The 18683-nt window shown below is 43.6% G+C and carries 12 protein-coding genes, 23 tRNA genes, 3 rRNA genes and 1 riboswitch; of the genes, 33 read left to right on the top strand and 5 right to left on the bottom strand.

Annotation, left to right across the window (positions count from 1 at the left end; genetic code table 11):
* Positions 1–70: 70 nt before the first annotated feature.
* Genes liaF through LG307_RS18020 form a run of 5 tightly spaced genes read left to right on the top strand, consistent with a single transcriptional unit; the run spans position 71 to position 3753 of the window.
* Positions 71–793, top strand: coding sequence for a cell wall-active antibiotics response protein LiaF (gene liaF, locus LG307_RS18040; protein ID WP_404444848.1), 723 nt, complete (start codon positions 71–73; stop codon positions 791–793).
* On the top strand, positions 790–1833 hold the full coding sequence (locus LG307_RS18035; protein ID WP_404444846.1) for a histidine kinase: 1044 nt from the start codon (positions 790–792) through the stop codon (positions 1831–1833). Before liaF ends, LG307_RS18035 begins: the two co-directional genes overlap by 4 nt.
* Before the next feature lie 6 nt (positions 1834–1839).
* The gene (locus LG307_RS18030) at positions 1840–2472 is read left to right on the top strand and encodes a response regulator (protein WP_404444843.1); all 633 of its coding nucleotides are present in this window, start codon (positions 1840–1842) and stop codon (positions 2470–2472) included.
* 60 nt (positions 2473–2532) lie between these two features.
* Positions 2533–2772 carry a glutaredoxin family protein gene (locus LG307_RS18025; RefSeq protein ID WP_404444840.1) on the top strand — a complete coding sequence of 80 codons (240 nt, stop codon included), beginning with the start codon at positions 2533–2535 and terminating at the stop codon, positions 2770–2772.
* A gap of 30 nt (positions 2773–2802) precedes the next feature.
* On the top strand, positions 2803–3753 hold the full coding sequence (locus LG307_RS18020; protein ID WP_404444837.1) for a TRM11 family SAM-dependent methyltransferase: 951 nt from the start codon (positions 2803–2805) through the stop codon (positions 3751–3753).
* A 26-nt stretch (positions 3754–3779) separates the two neighbouring features.
* Here LG307_RS18020 and LG307_RS18015 read toward each other — a convergent pair whose 3' ends face one another.
* The 3 genes from LG307_RS18015 to LG307_RS18005 all read right to left on the bottom strand — a co-directional run bounded on the left by LG307_RS18015 (position 3780) and on the right by LG307_RS18005 (position 5464).
* Complete coding sequence (locus LG307_RS18015) at positions 3780–4475, bottom strand: N-acetylmuramoyl-L-alanine amidase (RefSeq protein ID WP_404444834.1); 696 nt, start codon at positions 4473–4475, stop codon at positions 3780–3782.
* Between the two features lie 142 nt (positions 4476–4617).
* A tRNA-Ala gene (locus LG307_RS18010) sits at positions 4618–4689 on the bottom strand.
* A gap of 61 nt (positions 4690–4750) precedes the next feature.
* On the bottom strand, positions 4751–5464 hold the full coding sequence (locus LG307_RS18005) for an MgtC/SapB family protein (RefSeq protein WP_404444831.1): 714 nt from the start codon (positions 5462–5464) through the stop codon (positions 4751–4753).
* Between the two features lie 125 nt (positions 5465–5589).
* On the opposite strand from LG307_RS18005, the gene LG307_RS18000 reads away from it, so the two are divergent.
* On the top strand, positions 5590–6477 hold the full coding sequence (locus LG307_RS18000) for a DMT family transporter (RefSeq protein WP_404444828.1): 888 nt from the start codon (positions 5590–5592) through the stop codon (positions 6475–6477).
* Between the two features lie 54 nt (positions 6478–6531).
* Here the strand turns inward: LG307_RS18000 and LG307_RS17995 are convergent, their stop codons facing one another.
* A complete protein-coding gene (locus LG307_RS17995; protein ID WP_404444825.1) occupies positions 6532–6714 on the bottom strand; it encodes a hypothetical protein in 183 nt (60 codons plus the stop codon).
* Between the two features lie 99 nt (positions 6715–6813).
* Complete coding sequence (gene thiT, locus LG307_RS17990) at positions 6814–7401, bottom strand: energy-coupled thiamine transporter ThiT (protein WP_404444823.1); 588 nt, start codon at positions 7399–7401, stop codon at positions 6814–6816.
* 63 nt (positions 7402–7464) lie between these two features.
* A riboswitch (TPP riboswitch) is annotated at positions 7465–7567 on the bottom strand.
* A gap of 413 nt (positions 7568–7980) precedes the next feature.
* Between thiT and LG307_RS17985 the strand changes: the two genes are divergently transcribed.
* The 27 genes from LG307_RS17985 to LG307_RS17855 all read left to right on the top strand — a co-directional run bounded on the left by LG307_RS17985 (position 7981) and on the right by LG307_RS17855 (position 18652).
* Positions 7981–9532, top strand: a 16S ribosomal RNA gene (locus LG307_RS17985).
* Positions 9533–9757: 225 nt separating this feature from the next.
* Positions 9758–12689 (top strand): 23S ribosomal RNA (locus LG307_RS17980).
* Between the two features lie 124 nt (positions 12690–12813).
* A 5S ribosomal RNA gene (gene rrf, locus LG307_RS17975) occupies positions 12814–12930 on the top strand.
* The 16S, 23S and 5S rRNA genes sit together here with 22 tRNA genes alongside, the layout of an rRNA operon.
* 8 nt (positions 12931–12938) lie before the next feature.
* Positions 12939–13014 (top strand) — tRNA-Val (locus LG307_RS17970).
* Between the two features lie 52 nt (positions 13015–13066).
* Positions 13067–13142 (top strand) — tRNA-Thr (locus tag LG307_RS17965).
* Between the two features lie 59 nt (positions 13143–13201).
* Positions 13202–13277: transfer RNA gene (locus tag LG307_RS17960), tRNA-Lys, on the top strand.
* An 8-nt stretch (positions 13278–13285) separates the two neighbouring features.
* Positions 13286–13366: transfer RNA gene (locus LG307_RS17955), tRNA-Leu, on the top strand.
* 16 nt (positions 13367–13382) lie between these two features.
* Positions 13383–13457: transfer RNA gene (locus LG307_RS17950), tRNA-Gly, on the top strand.
* Positions 13458–13467: 10 nt separating this feature from the next.
* Positions 13468–13556, top strand: a tRNA-Leu gene (locus LG307_RS17945).
* A 23-nt stretch (positions 13557–13579) separates the two neighbouring features.
* Positions 13580–13656: transfer RNA gene (locus LG307_RS17940), tRNA-Arg, on the top strand.
* 4 nt (positions 13657–13660) lie between these two features.
* Positions 13661–13737: transfer RNA gene (locus tag LG307_RS17935), tRNA-Pro, on the top strand.
* Between the two features lie 23 nt (positions 13738–13760).
* Positions 13761–13833, top strand: a tRNA-Ala gene (locus LG307_RS17930).
* A 40-nt stretch (positions 13834–13873) separates the two neighbouring features.
* Positions 13874–13950 (top strand) — tRNA-Met (locus LG307_RS17925).
* Between the two features lie 4 nt (positions 13951–13954).
* A tRNA-Ile gene (locus LG307_RS17920) sits at positions 13955–14031 on the top strand.
* Positions 14032–14046: 15 nt separating this feature from the next.
* A tRNA-Ser gene (locus tag LG307_RS17915) sits at positions 14047–14139 on the top strand.
* 57 nt (positions 14140–14196) lie between these two features.
* Positions 14197–14273, top strand: a tRNA-Met gene (locus LG307_RS17910).
* Positions 14274–14277: 4 nt separating this feature from the next.
* Positions 14278–14353, top strand: a tRNA-Asp gene (locus tag LG307_RS17905).
* Positions 14354–14371: 18 nt separating this feature from the next.
* Positions 14372–14444 (top strand) — tRNA-Phe (locus LG307_RS17900).
* A 14-nt stretch (positions 14445–14458) separates the two neighbouring features.
* Positions 14459–14534 (top strand) — tRNA-Thr (locus tag LG307_RS17895).
* A 25-nt stretch (positions 14535–14559) separates the two neighbouring features.
* Positions 14560–14632, top strand: a tRNA-His gene (locus LG307_RS17890).
* Between the two features lie 7 nt (positions 14633–14639).
* Positions 14640–14713: transfer RNA gene (locus LG307_RS17885), tRNA-Gly, on the top strand.
* Positions 14714–14720: 7 nt separating this feature from the next.
* Positions 14721–14797 (top strand) — tRNA-Ile (locus LG307_RS17880).
* 21 nt (positions 14798–14818) lie between these two features.
* Positions 14819–14893, top strand: a tRNA-Asn gene (locus LG307_RS17875).
* 4 nt (positions 14894–14897) lie between these two features.
* A tRNA-Ser gene (locus LG307_RS17870) sits at positions 14898–14988 on the top strand.
* 8 nt (positions 14989–14996) lie between these two features.
* Positions 14997–15068, top strand: a tRNA-Glu gene (locus LG307_RS17865).
* Between the two features lie 538 nt (positions 15069–15606).
* Positions 15607–17490: a 1,4-alpha-glucan branching protein GlgB gene (gene glgB, locus LG307_RS17860; RefSeq protein ID WP_404450500.1), complete on the top strand. Its 1884-nt coding sequence runs from the start codon at positions 15607–15609 to the stop codon at positions 17488–17490.
* Positions 17491–17494: 4 nt separating this feature from the next.
* Positions 17495–18652: a glucose-1-phosphate adenylyltransferase gene (locus LG307_RS17855; protein WP_404444820.1), complete on the top strand. Its 1158-nt coding sequence runs from the start codon at positions 17495–17497 to the stop codon at positions 18650–18652.
* The last annotated feature ends 31 nt before the right edge of the window (positions 18653–18683 follow it).

Raw genomic sequence — 18683 nt, 5'->3', positions numbered from 1 at the left:
GGCGTGCATGTGGCGCCTTTTTAGGGTGCGGAAAAATTGTGAACTTAGAGAAAAAGGAGGGATAAGGCGCATGTTGAATAAAGTCAAATCTGATTATCTCAGTTTTATTATAGTTGTGGCTTGCTTGATATTTCTTTTAGAAATTCTCTTTTTCAATACGGGCCTTATTTTTTCCTTTTTGTTTTCCAGCTTTCTAATGTATGTAGGTAGGAAGAAATGGCATTGGTTAATAGGAAAGGCTTTATTTGCAATTGGGTTGTTGTCCATCACATTTACCGTATTCAATATGATGACATTCAACTTTATCTTGCTGGCAACAGTTTTGTATATCTTGTACAAATTCCTTCAAGCCAAGAAACAGCCTGTTGAAATACAGCCTGCCATTCAGACCGAACAAGAAGAGCTGGTTAGAAATGAACAAAAATGGTTTTCGAACAAACTTTTTGGCAGACAAAAGACACCGGAACAATCTTATACATGGGATGATGTGAACATTCAATGCGGCATCAGTGACACTCAGATAGATTTGAGCTATACGGTATTGCCAAAAGGAGAAGCCATCATTTTTGTTCGGAATGTAATAGGAAACATTCAGATATTGGTCCCTTACGAGTTGGAACTTAGTATCGTTCACTCTGGGATGGTGGGATCTGTCCACATCTTAGATCATGAGGAGAAAAGCATCCTCAACCGGACTGTTCATTATCAAACAGGCAATTTTCGAGAAGCCACTCATAAAGTGAAAATCGTCACCTCGATTTTCGTCGGAAGCATAGAGGTGAAGAGAGTATGAGCACACTGCAAAGGCAAGTTTTGTGGGCGACTTGTATATCCTTAATAAGCTTCCTCGTTCTGGGGACGATAGTTTATTTGTTTTTCCCGATTATCAGTTTGCAAGCGCTATGGGTCCTAAATGTGATGGACCTGCCGTTCATCTTGTTTTTAATTATTGTCAGTCTTGGCTTGGGCATCCTGTTCGGTTTATTTTCGGGGGTGTATTGGAAAAAGCAATTAAACACTGTTTATGAGGAACTGAAAGCTGTAGAACAAGGGAGAAACCTTTCGGAAGTTCCGAAAAGCAGTGTTCAGGAACTGGTTTCCATGGAAAAAGTCATATGGAAACTGCATAGTCAGATACAAGAACAAACAAAAATCTCTCAAAAAATCGCGAACGAAAAGGCAGAGGATCTCGAAAACAGGATTCAGGAAATCGTCTCACAAGAACGGAATAGACTGGCAAGAGAATTGCATGACTCTGTCAGCCAGCAGCTTTTCGCCGCCTCCATGTTAATGTCGGCATTAACGGAAACTAGAATAGAAACGGATGAGAACACCAATGAAACAAAGCAGTTAAATTTAGTGGAGGAGATGATTCACCAGTCTCAGTTAGAGATGCGGGCATTGCTACTCCATTTACGACCGGTGGCATTAAAAGGAAAAACGCTCCAAGAAGGTGCAGAGGAATTATTAATTGAGCTTATGCAAAAAGTGCCAATGAGCATTACGTGGAAAATCGAATCTTTCCCTATCGATAAAGGTGTGGAGGATCATCTATTTAGAATTCTGCAAGAGACTCTATCTAACACTTTGCGGCATTCCAAAGCAAATGCGCTTGAGGTGCTCCTAATTCAAAGAGAGAATCTTATCATATTACGTGTGGTCGATGATGGTATTGGCTTTGATGTGGAACAGGCAAAAGTAGGTTCTTATGGCTTACAAAACATGCATGAGCGTGCCGTGGAATTAGGTGGCACTTTAAAAATTGTGAGCGTGGAAAACGAAGGTACAAGGCTTGAAGTGAAAGTTCCAAAAATAGATGCAGAGGGGGCTTGACCCAAATTGATTAGAGTATTGTTTGTAGATGATCATGAAATGGTTAGAATTGGTGTGACGGCTTATTTATCCGCTCAACCAGATATAGAAGTCGTGGCAGAGGCTGATGATGGATCTCTCGCAATAGAGTTGGCCCTCGAACATAAACCGGATATTATCTTGATGGATCTGGTTATGAAAGAAATGGACGGAATTGAAGCGACCCGAAGAATTATTGAACAATGGCCAGAAGCCAAAATCATCATCGTCACAAGCTTTTTAGATGATGAAAAAGTGTATCCTGCTCTTGAAGCGGGGGCTACCAGTTATATGCTGAAAACTTCTAAAGCAAGTGAAATTGCCAATGCAGTCCGCTCCACTCACAAAGGACAATCCATTTTAGAGCCGGAAGTAGCAGGGAAAATGATGAAGAAAATGCGTAGGAAAACAGAGGTTTTACCACATGAGGAACTGACCAACAGAGAAATGGAGATTCTCCTTCATATGACACAAGGAAAGACGAATCAAGAAATTGCGGACGAACTTTTTATCGCTCTTAAGACAGTAAAGGTGCATGTAAGCAATATATTGGCAAAACTTCAAGTACAGGATCGAACCCAGGCGGTCATCTATGCATTTAAACACTCATTAGTGAAATAATGGGTGTTTTTTATGATACTATTTAAGTAGAGACAAATTTCATCTTGGGAGGCATCTGTAATGAACAAACAACTAATCGTCTATTCAGCCCCGGGCTGCAGGGATTGTGAACTGGTAAAGGAATTCCTAAAAGAGCATCAGGTAGCGTTTGAGGTTAGAGATTTATTAGCAAACAGGGAATACCAACAGGAAGTGGAGAAATTCGGATTCATGGGTATCCCGGTAACAGCAGTGGATGACAAGGCTGTTAAAGGATTCAATCCACAGGAATTAAATAAGCTGATTGATCTTGTAAAATAAAGGTCGGAGCAAAAAGAGGAGTAAAAAAGATTGACCGAACAAACTAAACCGACATTTATATATACATTTGGCTACAGCAAGGAGGAACGTGAACTTTGTCATTTAGAGATGCGCTGTTTCTTTGGCAAAGAAACAGATGAAAACATCTTGATAAGCCACGTTAACATTTCACCTAGCAGGAGCCCATTTATTAGGGAGCGAATCGAAGTAACCTTAGAAGGCGACGAGTTGCAAGATATTCTAGATCAGGTAACTGCGATTAAGATGGCAGATGAGACCTTTAAAGTAATCTTTTCAAAAACCAATGACAGAAAGCCGCCTCATACCATTGAATATCAAGAACGGCGGGATATTGAGCGTTCCGTTGGCTGGCTGATTGAAGGAGAGGCAGACGTCCACCAACCTGATCATACCTTTGGAATGGCCACGGTTGGTGGCAGGTGGTATTTCGGTCACTATGAAAAAAGTGAAGCAGTTTGGCTTCAGCATACGAAAAAACCGAGAGAATATTCCACTGCCCTGAGCACCAGGGTGGCGAGGGCAGTGATGAATATTGCGGTTCCCAATCCACAAGGTATTAAAGCTATCGATCCATGTTGCGGGATTGGAACAGTGCTTGTCGAAGGTTTGTCAATGGGGATTAATATAGAAGGAAGGGATATCAACCCGCTTGTCGTTACAGGTTCGAGGGAAAATATAGCTCATTTTGGCTTCAATGGAACCGTTACAATGGGACCTATTTCGGAAGTAACCGAAAAATATGATGTTGCCATCATTGATCTTCCATATAACCTTTATACACACGCAACCCCAGAGGACCAATTCTCTATCTTGAAACAAGCCCGACGAATAGCAGATAAAGTTATTGTCATTACTATCGAATCCATGGATGAAAAGGTGAAAGAATCAGGTTTTAGTATTCAGGACCGATGCTTAACCCAAAAAGGACACTTTACTAGAGAAATATTGGTTTGCACGTAAGGGGCGTATGGCCCCTCAATACATCCTTAAAATCCAAGTTTTTCCCAATCAAAAAGCTCCCCGGGATCGCTTTTTCGAACAGGGGCATATTCATCATGACCGATGATATGTTCCCTGTCTTTTTTTATTCCGGGATTTCGTTTCAATATATCCTCCAATAATTGATTCAAAGCCTCGTACTGTGAATCCGTATAGCCGATATCTTCTGTTTTAATGGAATCATATATATCTTCTGGCATAATGGAAAGCATCTCTTCTTTCATCCCAACTGCCAAAAGTTCTATCCCGATTGAATAATCGTTAAGTCCATAATGATAATCTTGATAATTGAGCAGATGCCCTTTTCCGGCATGAAAGGCGGCGCGCTCTTCTGGTACTAATAAATAAATCTCGCCTTCTCTGCCTATTAGATAATGAGCAGACACCTCGTACTCTTCGAACAGTGAATAAATTTCCTCTATATTATACGGATCTTGTGGTGCTCGAAGCGCGTTATTTGTGAAATGCAGCATGACATGTGTAATCGGGGCAGCCCTTACTCTTGAATTTCTCTTTGGAAGGAGCCATTCCTCTATGTCCAGATTAATCGTTTCAGGAGATTCCATGTCGACAGACTTTACAATTGGCGGACTCTCTTTTATTGACGTATCCTTTTGAACAGTGGAGGTCGAGCACCCCGTTAAAATGAAAAAAGTTATAAGTAGATAAATAGTCTTAGGCATAATTTCTCCTCTATTATAGAAGCTTCTCCTACAGATATTCTTTTCAATGGAGCGGATATCCTTCTTTCCATGAAGATGTTTATATACAAATAAAAAAGGTTGTTAAAAAGATAGAATTAATCTTTTTAACAACCTTTAAGTATGGAGCGGATGGGATTCGAACCCACGACCCCTTCGCTGCCAGCGAAGTATTCTCCCACTGAACTACCGCCCCGGTGAGAATGAATTTATTTTATCAAAAAATCTAACTTTTGCAAACGTTTTTTTAAAAAGTTTCAGTCCAAGTTTTCCACTTCAGCTTGAATGACACCTGTTAGTGATTTTAGATCATAGTATACATCTGTAGTATAAACGCTTTTCTTTGTTGTGATGATGCAATTAAGGACAATATCATCCTTTTCCTCTTTTACTTTCACTCGCTTAATGGACAAGTTTTTATGATGAATCTCCTTCATCACCATGGTCAAGTCAATATCTTTCTCAATAAAGATTTTCACCTTTATTTCTTTTTCCTTCAATTTCTTCGGTCCAATCTTATCAAAGAGGGAGGGGATTATCTTCACACCTAAAATGATGAAGATGACACCAAATGCACCTTCCATAAAAAATCCTGCTCCAATTGTAATCCCAAGAGCAGCAGAAGCCAAAACTAGGGCAGCAGTTGTCAGACCGGATATCGCTTCATTGCTTCTTCTAAGAATTACCCCTGCGCCTAAGAAACCTATTCCGCTGATTACATAGGAAGGGATTCGTCCAGGATCCATTGGTCTTGAATATTCTTTAGAGTAAAGAAAAGCAGATTCATAGGAAACAATTGTTAATAAACAGGCCATCACTGATACGATAACGCAGGTTTTTAGTCCAAGAGGTTTGCCTTTTAATTCTCGTTCCAATCCTATAATTATTCCGGCAATTGAAGCAAAAATAAGTTTAATAATAAAATCGTATTCATCGACAAATTCCAAAAAATATTCTAAAAACAACTCCATAAGGCCCCTCCTGTAAAAAATTAAGGTATGATATTCTATAATAAAATATTTGTTAGAAAATTATAACAATATTCTGTAAAATTAGAAAGATTATTTAAAAATAATGACAGTTTGGGTGAAAGCAAATGAATAAGTGGTTTAATCCATATGTGGCCCTGTTTGTGGGAGTAATAACTGTTTCCACATCCGCCATTTTTGTAAAGCTAGCGGAGGCCCCAGCGGAAGTGATTGCCTTCTACCGGTTATTTTTCTCTGTGATAATACTACTACCCATATTCTTATATAAATATGTTGGGGAATTGAGGGATATTACGAAGAGAGATTGGCTCTTCTCGGTGTTGGCAGGTGTATTTTTGGCGTTTCATTTTATTCTATGGTTTGAATCATTAAACTATACCAGTGTAGCAAGTTCCACTGTTCTCGTAACACTTCAGCCTTTGTTTGCGTTTATTGGTACTTATTTGTTTTTCAAAGAAAGGCTAAGTGTAAAAGCAATGATTAGTGGATTGATAGCAATAGTGGGGAGTATAATCATCAGCTGGGGTGATTTCCGAATTAGTGGTATGGCTCTATTTGGAGATATATTGGCCTTGGTGGCCTGTGCTCTTGTCACGGCTTATTTATTATTCGGGCAGGACGTCAGAAAAAGACTTTCACTAATTACCTATACCTTTATTGTATATGGTTTCAGCTGCGTTACCTTGTTTTTTTATGTCCTAGTCACAGGAGAACCACTAACCGGATACCCTACTACAGATTGGCTATGGTTCATTTTGCTTGCAATCATTCCAACATTATTGGGGCATTCATTCTTCAATTGGGCTGTAAAATATATCAGCACCAATGTCATATCGATGAGTATTCTATTTGAACCGATAGGGGCGGCTATCCTCGCCTATCTCATATTAAATGAAATGGTGACATGGACTCAATTTATTGGAGGATTGCTCGTAATGCTAAGTGTAGGATATTTCTTAAAGGATAATCGGAAAAATAAGCAAGTGAATTTATAGTGAATGCAAACGAAAAGCCGACAAATAGTCGGCTTTATCTAATATATGTAAGATTCATTGGAGTCTAGTAGCCATCATTGCAAAAAAAATGCCAAGTGAAAAGCTTGCTATAAACCCCTCTCCCCGTACCTTTCCTTCTTCCTCACATATACGCAATCCTTCAAAGTATGCAAACAGTATTAAGCCGATTGAAGTGATTAATGCTACAATATATGCTGCGTATTTTACTTGATCCATGTCGTATCCCCCTGTTTCACTTATTACTAGATTGTATGAGGGATTATACTAGAACATTCTATTATTTTTCGTATAAAAAAGCTGACCAGGAAGGCCAGCTTATGCGATGCTATTATTAAAAGTGAATATTCGAGGGACCGTTTTAATCAATAGTACCGTCACAATTGTTGCAATTAAGAAGCTAGGTAGCATAAATGACCCGTTATATAGTAAAGAATATAACCATACCGCTTGTCCTTCCGGCGCTAGATAGCCGAAGTAGATTACTCCTGCAGCATAATGAGCCAAGAATCTTAAAAGGCAGGCTATAAAAGAGCCAATAGCTACATATAATACTAGCTTTTTCATATTATCTTCCCTAGCAGATGCTGCAACTTGATTTGCTACTACACCAGCAAACCCTAATGCAGAAAAAGCTACAATATAATCTAGAAATATTTGTACTGGATCTATTCCGAATAACTGGCCAGTAACAATCTGGAGTAAACCTAGAATAAAACCTGATAAAATACCTCCTTTTAATCCCCAACGAAAAGCCATAATAAATACCGGGACCATAGAGATAGTGATGGACCCACCTTGTGCCCAAATCTTTAAAGATAAGACTCCCGCCAATAGATCAAGTAAGTAACCTAGTGCTCCAAAAATTGCAACTTCAACTAGAAATAATGTGTTGTTCTTCTTCATGTAAATCCCCCCTAAAATAAAAAAAGCAATAAAGGAGGCTCCTTTATTGCTTAGATGAAATAAGTAATAAATCCGCCACATCCCTACGATAGTACTAACTAACAGGTTCAAAGGGTCAGAACATTTAGTTCACTCTCAGCCATTAAAGGCTCCCCTCGTGGAAAAAGAATTCAATTGTCTTCCTTCATCATACATAACCATTATCAAAACGACAAGTGTTTTACCAGTTTCCATTCTACTATATAGAAGAAAGTAAATTATATTCTAATATGCAGAAAAATTAATTGAAAAATATTCAAGAAAAGTATTGCAATATAGTTGTGGGGGTGGTATATTTAATTTCGTCGCTGCGAGGGCAGTGAAAAGTGTTAAAAACGACGCTTTTAAAAAGTGAAAAAACAGCTTGACTTTATATCGACAAGTTGTTATGATTAGGAAGTCGCTTTTGGGCGAATCTTGTAAGGAAATGATCTTTGAAAACTAAACAAAACAACAGCGTCATAACGTCGGTTCTACGGAACACGACAAAATGATTTAAGTAAGACAAGCTAGCAAATTTTGAGCAAATGCTCAGACTCTTTATTGGAGAGTTTGATCCTGGCTCAGGACGAACGCTGGCGGCGTGCCTAATACATGCAAGTCGAGCGGATCTTTTAAAAGCTTGCTTTTAAAAGGTCAGCGGCGGACGGGTGAGTAACACGTGGGCAACCTGCCTGTAAGACTGGGATAACTTCGGGAAACCGGAGCTAATACCGGATAATATAAAGAACCTCCTGGTTCTTTATTGAAAGATGGTTTCGGCTATCACTTACAGATGGGCCCGCGGCGCATTAGCTAGTTGGTGAGGTAACGGCTCACCAAGGCGACGATGCGTAGCCGACCTGAGAGGGTGATCGGCCACACTGGGACTGAGACACGGCCCAGACTCCTACGGGAGGCAGCAGTAGGGAATCTTCCACAATGGACGAAAGTCTGATGGAGCAACGCCGCGTGAGCGATGAAGGCCTTCGGGTCGTAAAGCTCTGTTGTTAGGGAAGAACAAGTGCGAGAGTAACTGCTCGCACCTTGACGGTACCTAACCAGAAAGCCACGGCTAACTACGTGCCAGCAGCCGCGGTAATACGTAGGTGGCAAGCGTTGTCCGGAATTATTGGGCGTAAAGCGCGCGCAGGTGGTCCTTTAAGTCTGATGTGAAAGCCCACGGCTCAACCGTGGAGGGTCATTGGAAACTGGGGGACTTGAGTGCAGAAGAGGAAAGTGGAATTCCAAGTGTAGCGGTGAAATGCGTAGAGATTTGGAGGAACACCAGTGGCGAAGGCGACTTTCTGGTCTGTAACTGACACTGAGGCGCGAAAGCGTGGGGAGCAAACAGGATTAGATACCCTGGTAGTCCACGCCGTAAACGATGAGTGCTAAGTGTTAGAGGGTTTCCGCCCTTTAGTGCTGCAGCTAACGCATTAAGCACTCCGCCTGGGGAGTACGGTCGCAAGACTGAAACTCAAAGGAATTGACGGGGGCCCGCACAAGCGGTGGAGCATGTGGTTTAATTCGAAGCAACGCGAAGAACCTTACCAGGTCTTGACATCCTCTGACACTCCTAGAGATAGGACGTTCCCCTTCGGGGGACAGAGTGACAGGTGGTGCATGGTTGTCGTCAGCTCGTGTCGTGAGATGTTGGGTTAAGTCCCGCAACGAGCGCAACCCTTGATCTTAGTTGCCAGCATTCAGTTGGGCACTCTAAGGTGACTGCCGGTGACAAACCGGAGGAAGGTGGGGATGACGTCAAATCATCATGCCCCTTATGACCTGGGCTACACACGTGCTACAATGGACGGTACAAAGGGCAGCAAAACCGCGAGGTCGAGCCAATCCCATAAAACCGTTCTCAGTTCGGATTGCAGGCTGCAACTCGCCTGCATGAAGCCGGAATCGCTAGTAATCGCGGATCAGCATGCCGCGGTGAATACGTTCCCGGGCCTTGTACACACCGCCCGTCACACCACGAGAGTTTGTAACACCCGAAGTCGGTGGGGTAACCTTTTGGAGCCAGCCGCCTAAGGTGGGACAGATGATTGGGGTGAAGTCGTAACAAGGTAGCCGTATCGGAAGGTGCGGCTGGATCACCTCCTTTCTAAGGAATGTACGCTTGTTGTTTTGTTTAGTTTTGAGAGAGCATTCTCTCTGTTTAGATAAATCTTCGGATTTATCCCTAGACAATTCTTCCGAATTGTCATAGTTGTTCCTTGAAAACTAGATAATGTAACTAATATCAAGATATTCACAGAATATCGTTCATCTTAGTAATTTTCTTTATAGATATCATCGCTGATATCGACACATGACCATATTGGTCAACGGTTAAGTTATTAAGGGCGCACGGTGGATGCCTTGGCACTAGGAGCCGATGAAGGACGGGACTAACACCGATATGCTTCGGGGAGCTGTAAGTAAGCTTTGATCCGGAGATTTCCGAATGGGGAAACCCACTGTTCGTAATGGAACAGTATCCTTATCTGAATACATAGGGTATGGAAGGCAGACCCGGGGAACTGAAACATCTTAGTACCCGGAGGAAGAGAAAGCAAATGCGATTTCCTGAGTAGCGGCGAGCGAAACGGAATTAGCCCAAACCAAGAGGCTTGCCTCTTGGGGTTGTAGGACACTCAACATGGAGTTACAAAGGAACGGGGTAAATGAAGCGACCTGGAAAGGTCCGTCATAGAAGGTAAAAACCCTGTAGTTGAAACTTCGTTCCCTCCTGAGTGGATCCTGAGTACGGCGGGACACGAGAAATCCCGTCGGAAGCAGGGAGGACCATCTCCCAAGGCTAAATACTCCCTAGTGACCGATAGTGAACCAGTACCGTGAGGGAAAGGTGAAAAGCACCCCGGAAGGGGAGTGAAATAGATCCTGAAACCGTGTGCCTACAAGTAGTTAGAGCCCGTTAATGGGTGATAGCGTGCCTTTTGTAGAATGAACCGGCGAGTTACGATTACGTGCAAGGTTAAGTCGATGAGACGGAGCCGTAGCGAAAGCGAGTCTGAATAGGGCGAATGAGTACGTGGTCGTAGACCCGAAACCAGGTGATCTACCCATGTCCAGGGTGAAGTTCAGGTAACACTGAATGGAGGCCCGAACCGACTCACGTTGAAAAGTGAGCGGATGAGGTGTGGGTAGGGGTGAAATGCCAATCGAACCTGGAGATAGCTGGTTCTCTCCGAAATAGCTTTAGGGCTAGCCTCATGTGTTAGAGTCTTGGAGGTAGAGCACTGATTGGACTAGGGGTCCTCATCGGATTACCGAATTCAGTCAAACTCCGAATGCCAAAGACTTATCCATGGGAGTCAGACTGCGAGTGATAAGATCCGTAGTCAAGAGGGAAACAGCCCAGACCGCCAGCTAAGGTCCCCAAGTATACGTTAAGTGGAAAAGGATGTGGAGTTGCTTAGACAACCAGGATGTTGGCTTAGAAGCAGCCACCATTTAAAGAGTGCGTAATAGCTCACTGGTCGAGTGACTCTGCGCCGAAAATGTACCGGGGCTAAACGTATCACCGAAGCTGCGGACTGTTCTTACGAACAGTGGTAGGAGAGCGTTCTAAGGGCGTTGAAGCTAGACCGTAAGGACTGGTGGAGCGCTTAGAAGTGAGAATGCCGGTATGAGTAGCGAAAGAAGGGTGAGAATCCCTTCCACCGAATGCCTAAGGTTTCCTGAGGAAGGCTCGTCCGCTCAGGGTTAGTCGGGACCTAAGCCGAGGCCGAAAGGCGTAGGCGATGGATAACAGGTTGATATTCCTGTACCACCTCCACTCCGTTTGAGCAATGGGGGGACGCAGAAGGATAGGGTAAGCGCGCTGTTGGATATGCGCGTCTAAGCAGCAAGGCTGAGAAGTAGGCAAATCCGCTTCTTATTAAGGCTGAGCTGTGATAGCGAGGGAAATATAGTACCGAAGTTCCTGATTTCACACTGCCAAGAAAAGCCTCTAGCGAGGAGTATGGTGCCCGTACCGCAAACCGACACAGGTAGGCGAGGAGAGAATCCTAAGGTGAGCGAGAGAACTCTGGTTAAGGAACTCGGCAAAATGACCCCGTAACTTCGGGAGAAGGGGTGCTCTGTTAGGGTGTTAAAGCCCGAGAGAGCCGCAGTGAATAGGCCCAGGCGACTGTTTAGCAAAAACACAGGTCTCTGCGAAGCCGTAAGGCGAAGTATAGGGGCTGACGCCTGCCCGGTGCTGGAAGGTTAAGGGGAGAGGTTAGCGCAAGCGAAGCTTTGAACCGAAGCCCCAGTAAACGGCGGCCGTAACTATAACGGTCCTAAGGTAGCGAAATTCCTTGTCGGGTAAGTTCCGACCCGCACGAAAGGCGTAACGATCTGGGCACTGTCTCAACCAGAGACTCGGTGAAATTATAGTACCTGTGAAGATGCAGGTTACCCGCGACAGGACGGAAAGACCCCGTGGAGCTTTACTGTAGCCTGATATTGAATTTTGGTACAGCTTGTACAGGATAGGTAGGAGCCTGAGAAGCCGGAGCGCTAGCTTCGGTGGAGGCGTCGGTGGGATACTACCCTGGCTGTATTGAAATTCTAACCCGCAGCCCTTATCGGGCTGGGAGACAGTGTCAGGTGGGCAGTTTGACTGGGGCGGTCGCCTCCTAAAGAGTAACGGAGGCGCCCAAAGGTTCCCTCAGAATGGTTGGAAATCATTCGCAGAGTGTAAAGGCACAAGGGAGCTTGACTGCGAGACCTACAAGTCGAGCAGGGACGAAAGTCGGGCTTAGTGATCCGGTGGTTCCGCATGGAAGGGCCATCGCTCAACGGATAAAAGCTACCCCGGGGATAACAGGCTTATCTCCCCCAAGAGTCCACATCGACGGGGAGGTTTGGCACCTCGATGTCGGCTCATCGCATCCTGGGGCTGTAGTCGGTCCCAAGGGTTGGGCTGTTCGCCCATTAAAGCGGTACGCGAGCTGGGTTCAGAACGTCGTGAGACAGTTCGGTCCCTATCCGTCGTGGGCGCAGGAAATTTGAGAGGAGCTGTCCTTAGTACGAGAGGACCGGGATGGACGCACCGCTGGTGTACCAGTTGTCTTGCCAAAGGCATAGCTGGGTAGCTACGTGCGGACGGGATAAGTGCTGAAAGCATCTAAGCATGAAGCCCCCCTCAAGATGAGATTTCCTTTTGTTTCGGCAAGTAAGATCCCTGAAAGATGATCAGGTAGATAGGTTCGAGGTGGAAGCGTGGCGACACGTGCAGCTGACGAATACTAATCGATCGAGGACTTAACCCAAATAAGTATCGAAATAAGTGAACGATATGAATTCTTGATATGAACACATTATCTAGTTTTGAAGGAACAAGAAATTTGTCAAAACTTCTTGATTTTCTTTCTCAATTTTGTATAATAAAATTTGTCTGGTAATGATGGCGAAGAGGTCACACCCGTTCCCATACCGAACACGGAAGTTAAGCTCTTCAGCGCCGATGGTAGTTGGGGGATCTCCCCCTGTGAGAGTAGGACGTTGCCAGGCAGATATATGGAGGATTAGCTCAGCTGGGAGAGCATCTGCCTTACAAGCAGAGGGTCGGCGGTTCGATCCCGTCATCCTCCACCATTATTTTTTCGCATAGGTTTTTTCACGTAGTGAAAATAACCAACCATTTTATGCCGGTGTAGCTCAGTTGGTAGAGCAACTGACTTGTAATCAGTAGGTCGTGGGTTCGACTCCTATCGCCGGCACCATTCATCCTTGACATAACGTAGTTATGATTAATTGAATTGCATAATACCACTTTTATTACGTGCCATTAGCTCAGTCGGTAGAGCATCTGACTTTTAATCAGAGGGTCGAAGGTTCGAGTCCTTCATGGCACACCATTTATCTTGCGGGTGTGGCGGAATTGGCAGACGCGCTAGACTTAGGATCTAGTGTCTTTGACGTGGGGGTTCGAGTCCCTTCACCCGCATTGTAATTTTATATTAGCGGAAGTAGTTCAGTGGTAGAACACCACCTTGCCAAGGTGGGGGTCGCGGGTTCGAATCCCGTCTTCCGCTCCAAAACAGACTTGCCGGGGTGGCGGAACTGGCAGACGCACAGGACTTAAAATCCTGCGGTAGGTGACTACCGTACCGGTTCGATTCCGGTCCTCGGCACCAGATTTTTTTCAAACTTATATATTGCGCCCGTAGCTCAATTGGATAGAGCGTTTGACTACGGATCAAAAGGTTAGGGGTTCGAGTCCTCTCGGGCGCGCCATTATCGGGGAGTAGCTCAGCTTGGTAGAGCACTTGGTTTGGGACCAAGGGGTCGCAGGTTCGAATCCTGTCTTCCCGACCATTATGTATCCCACTTATAAATAGGGGGCCTTAGCTCAGCTGGGAGAGCGCCTGCTTTGCACGCAGGAGGTCAGCGGTTCGATCCCGCTAGGCTCCACTTTATTTCTTTTAATAAAATGAAATACTTGATCTTTTTTGGCGGTGTAGCTCAGCTGGCTAGAGCGTACGGTTCATACCCGTGAGGTCGTGGGTTCGACTCCCTCCGCCGCTACCAAAAAGGACCTTTAGCTCAGCTGGTTAGAGCAGACGGCTCATAACCGTCCGGTCGTAGGTTCGAGTCCTACAAGGTCCACCAGTACTTTCTATACGCGGAGGAATACCCAAGTCCGGCTGAAGGGATCGGTCTTGAAAACCGACAGGGGTGTCAAAGCCCGCGGGGGTTCGAATCCCTCTTCCTCTGCCATATATTATAAAATATGGTGAGTATAGGTGTACATGAGATCTAAAACTTTATTATTGTCGCGGGGTGGAGCAGTCCGGTAGCTCGTCGGGCTCATAACCCGAAGGTCGCAGGTTCAAATCCTGTCCCCGCAACCAAAATGGTCCCGTGGTGTAGCGGTTAACATGCCTGCCTGTCACGCAGGAGATCGCCGGTTCGATCCCGGTCGGGACCGCCATTTTTAAATAAATAGTAAGGCTCGGTAGCTCAGTTGGTAGAGCAATGGACTGAAAATCCATGTGTCGGCGGTTCGATTCCGTCCCGAGCCACTTTGATTTTTAACGCCGGTGTAGCTCAGTTGGTAGAGCAACTGACTTGTAATCAGTAGGTCGTGGGTTCGACTCCTATCGCCGGCACCATTTTTACTAAATAAATATTATTATGGCGGTTGTGGCGAAGTGGTTAACGCACCTGATTGTGGTTCAGGCATTCGTGGGTTCGATTCCCATCAGTCGCCCTTTTTAGCGGGTGTAGTTTAATGGTAAAACCTCAGCCTTCCAAGCTGATGTCGTGGGTTCGATTCCCATCACCCGCTCCATTTTTGTGGGCCTATAGCTCAGCTGGTTAGAGCGCACGCCTGATAAGCGTGAGGTCGGTGGTTCGAGTCCACTTAGGCCCACCATTTTTATATATACCGTTTTATTCCACCATAGCTCAGCGGTAGAGCATTCGGCTGTTAACCGAAGGGTCGTAGGTTCGAATCCTACTGGTGGAGCCATTCTGGGGAAGTACTCAAGTGGCTGAAGAGGCGCCCCTGCTAAGGGTGTAGGTCGTGTAAGCGGCGCGAGGGTTCAAATCCCTCCTTCTCCGCCAGAATATCCGGCCCGTTGGTCAAGCGGTTAAGACACCGCCCTTTCACGGCGGTAACACGGGTTCGAATCCCGTACGGGTCATCAAAAGTTGTGGTATTTTTTAAATACTATGGCTTTTTTTATTTGTCCATTTTTCTTCCTCTTGGTTTCCTACTTAGATCTGATTTAGATGATTTAACCAAATGAAAGTAATCACTCCTTGAAATACTCCAACACATTTAATACCCCTTACATTCACAATTCAAACGCTAATTTCAAAAGTAAAATCATTATTTTAATATAATCTATCCATGTAAGCGTGTACATTAATGCTTTAAGACTGTATTGATAGCAAAAACTTTTCGACAAAAAACTACATTAATCCTCCTAATATTTAGTTATATTTCTTCAGAATGTAACCCCTTTCAAAAACGTTGATTTACCGCCGTTTCAGTGAGGACAACGATGGAAACGGTTTCTTAAAATTTCACAATTTTTACAGAAGAATTAAAAAATATGTATATTGTTGATTTGTGTCATACGATTTCAACTTGTCGGATAAAGGAGAATATTATAAAAAAGAGAATAGTAGTGTATAACAATATTCTTTTTTATAAGGAATGATGGAAGGGTGAAAAAATTGATTGCTACGAGTGCGACGGATTTTCAGCTGCACCTTTTTCATGAGGGAACATTGTATAAAAGTTATGAACTTTTTGGCTCCCATCTAGTTCGGCACCGTAAGAAAGTATTGGGGACTAGGTTCACTGTTTGGGCTCCCAATGCTATGAAGGTGCGTGTAATGGGGTCTTTTAACGAGTGGAATGGAGAGATGCATCCTCTTGAAAAACTTAATAACGAAGGTGTTTGGAGTATCCAAATAGAGGAAGACCTATCAGGTCATTTATATAAATACGAAATTGTTACTCAATCCGGAGAAATATTACATAAAGCAGATCCATTTGCTTTTCATGCAGAAGTAAGACCTAATACTGCATCGATGGTGTATGACTTAGAAGGATTCAAATGGAAAGATCAAAACTGGCGCCGGAAGAAGAAACGGAAATTAGTTTATGAAAAACCGATGTTTATCTATGAGCTGCACCTTGGTTCGTGGAAAAAAAAGGATGACGGAGAACTTTACTCCTATATAGACCTAATTACGGAACTGATTCCTTATATAAAAGAACATGGATTTACACATATAGAATTACTTCCTTTAGTGGAACATCCATATGACCGTTCATGGGGGTATCAAGGTACGGGTTATTATGCTGCTACGAGCAGATATGGAAATCCTAAAGAGTTAATGGCGTTTATTGATGCATGTCATCAAGAGGACATAGGCGTGATATTAGACTGGGTACCAGGCCATTTTTGTAAAGATGCTCATGGGCTGTATATGTTTGATGGGGCGCCAGTCTTTGAATATAAAAATTACCACGATAGAGAGAATGAAGTATGGGGAACGGCAAACTTTGATTTAGGGAAGCCGGAGGTAAGAAGCTTTTTGATATCAAATGCATTGTTCTGGATGGAGTATTTCCATGTTGACGGCTTTAGAGTGGATGCAGTGGCCAACATGCTTTATTGGGCAAACTCCAAAGAAGAGCATGCGAATCCTTTTGCACAAGAGTTTTTAAGAAAGCTGAATGAAGCGGTATTTGAACAAGATTATAGTGTATTGATGATTGCCGAAGATTCAACAGATTGGCCATTAGTTACCTCGCCGACATCCAATGGAGGACTTGGATTCAATTACAAATGGAACATGGGTTGGATGAATGATATTTTGCGGTACATGGAGGCTACTCCTGAGCAAAGAACACATCTCCACGACAAAGTGACTTTTTCCATCGTGTATGCATTTTCCGAAAATTTCATCCTGCCTTTTTCACATGATGAAGTTGTTCATGGCAAGAAGTCTCTGTTAAACAAAATGCCTGGAAATTATGAAGAAAAGTTTGCTCAATTACGCTTACTGTACGGCTTTTTCCTCACGCACCCCGGAAAGAAACTTCTCTATATGGGCGGGGAATTTGGGCAATTTGACGAATGGAAAGACCTTGAGCAGTTGGATTGGTTTTTAGTGAATCAGTATGAATCCCATCAACAGATGCATCATTACTTTAAGGAGCTTTTGGCTTTTTATCAGCAGTATAAAGCATTGTATGAATTGGACCATGATCCAGAAGGGTTTGAATGGATTGATGCAGATAACAGGGAGCAAAGTGTCTTCTCTTATATCCGAAAAGGAAAAAAACCTGGTGATACATTAGTTGTTGTTTGTAACTTCAAGGGAGCTTCATATGAAGGGTTTAAACTAGGCGTGCCATATCTTGCGGATTATGAGGAAGTTTTCAGCTCGGATGCTAGAGAATTCGGTGGAGGCGGCAATTTAAATGCGCAGGAAGTTAGTGCAAAAGAGGGAGCATATCATGGGAAGGACTATCATATGATGGTCAATGTTGCATCATTTGGTGTAAGTATATGGCGACCGAAGAAAATTAGAGGGGAGAGATAACGCGATGGCGAAAAATAAATGTGTAGCAATGTTACTGGCAGGGGGGAAAGGGAGCAGACTCAGTTCCTTGACAAAAACGTTGGCAAAGCCGGCCGTCCCTTTTGGGGGCAAATATAGAATCATTGATTTTGCATTAAGTAATTGCACGAACTCAGGTATTACAACTGTTGGTGTATTGACTCAGTACCAACCCTTGGTTCTGAACTCTTATATCGGGATTGGAAGTACATGGGATCTTGATCGGAAAAATGGAGGGGTTACAGTATTGCCCCCATACACCGAATCTTCAGGTGTGAAGTGGTATACAGGAACAGCGAGCGCCATCTATCAGAATATCAACTATCTCACCCAATATGATCCGGAGTATGTCCTTATTCTGTCTGGTGATCATATCTATAAAATGAATTATGAGGAAATGCTAGATTACCATATTAAGAAGGATGCGGATGTATCTATATCAGTAGTGGAAGTTCCGTGGGAAGAAGCTAGCAGGTTTGGAATCATGAATACGAACGAGAAGCTTGAAGTGGTTGAATTTGATGAAAAGCCGGCACATCCTAAGAGTAACTTAGCGTCGATGGGAATCTATATTTTCAAGTGGTCTGTCTTAAAGGAGTACCTAGAAATGGATGACAGAAACCCTGAATCCAGCCATGACTTTGGTAAGGATGTTATTCCTTTGTTATTAGAAGAAAATAAGAGATTGGTAGCTTATCCGTTTAAGGGATATTGGAAGGATGTTGGAACGGTAAAGAGCTTATGGGAAGCCAATATGGACCTGTTAAAAGAGGAGTGTGAATTGAACCTCTTTGAATATGATTGGCGGATCTATTCCGTTAACCCAAACCAGCCTCCTCAGTTTATCGCACCTTATGCAGATGTTAAGGACTCTCTAGTAAACGAAGGGTGCTTCATTGAAGGGAAAATTGATCACTCCGTATTATTCCAAGGTGTGAATGTGGGTAGAAACTCAGTCATTCAAAATTCCGTCATCATGCCGGATGCCATCATTGGTGAAAATGTATATGTGAACAAGGCGATCATCCCTTCTGGAATTAGAATTCCGGACGGCGCAGTAATTTGCCCGGAGAAAAATGAGGACGAAATCATATTAGTGACAGAGGAAATGATGGATAAAGGGATCTTCTCTATAACCCGTTAAAAGACGCGAAATCAAACACAGGAAGGGTGTC

The organism is Sutcliffiella horikoshii (genome assembly GCF_044809035.1).
Lineage (GTDB): Bacteria > Bacillota > Bacilli > Bacillales > Bacillaceae_I > Sutcliffiella_A > Sutcliffiella_A horikoshii_G.
This window is presented reverse-complemented; position numbering and strand designations above follow the sequence as displayed.

Excerpts from the sequence above, each read along its gene's own strand:
- LG307_RS18015 (WP_404444834.1), bottom strand. The coding sequence starts at position 4,475 with ATGCCTAAGACTATTTATCTACTTATAACTTTTTTCATTTTAACGGGG.
- LG307_RS18000 (WP_404444828.1), top strand. The coding sequence starts at position 5,590 with ATGAATAAGTGGTTTAATCCATATGTGGCCCTGTTTGTGGGAGTAATA.
- LG307_RS18005 (WP_404444831.1), bottom strand. The coding sequence starts at position 5,464 with ATGGAGTTGTTTTTAGAATATTTTTTGGAATTTGTCGATGAATACGAT.
- thiT (WP_404444823.1), bottom strand. The coding sequence starts at position 7,401 with ATGAAGAAGAACAACACATTATTTCTAGTTGAAGTTGCAATTTTTGGA.
- LG307_RS18035 (WP_404444846.1), top strand. The coding sequence starts at position 790 with ATGAGCACACTGCAAAGGCAAGTTTTGTGGGCGACTTGTATATCCTTA.
- LG307_RS17855 (WP_404444820.1), top strand. The coding sequence starts at position 17,495 with ATGGCGAAAAATAAATGTGTAGCAATGTTACTGGCAGGGGGGAAAGGG.
- liaF (WP_404444848.1), top strand. The coding sequence starts at position 71 with ATGTTGAATAAAGTCAAATCTGATTATCTCAGTTTTATTATAGTTGTG.
- LG307_RS17995 (WP_404444825.1), bottom strand. The coding sequence starts at position 6,714 with ATGGATCAAGTAAAATACGCAGCATATATTGTAGCATTAATCACTTCA.
- LG307_RS18025 (WP_404444840.1), top strand. The coding sequence starts at position 2,533 with ATGAACAAACAACTAATCGTCTATTCAGCCCCGGGCTGCAGGGATTGT.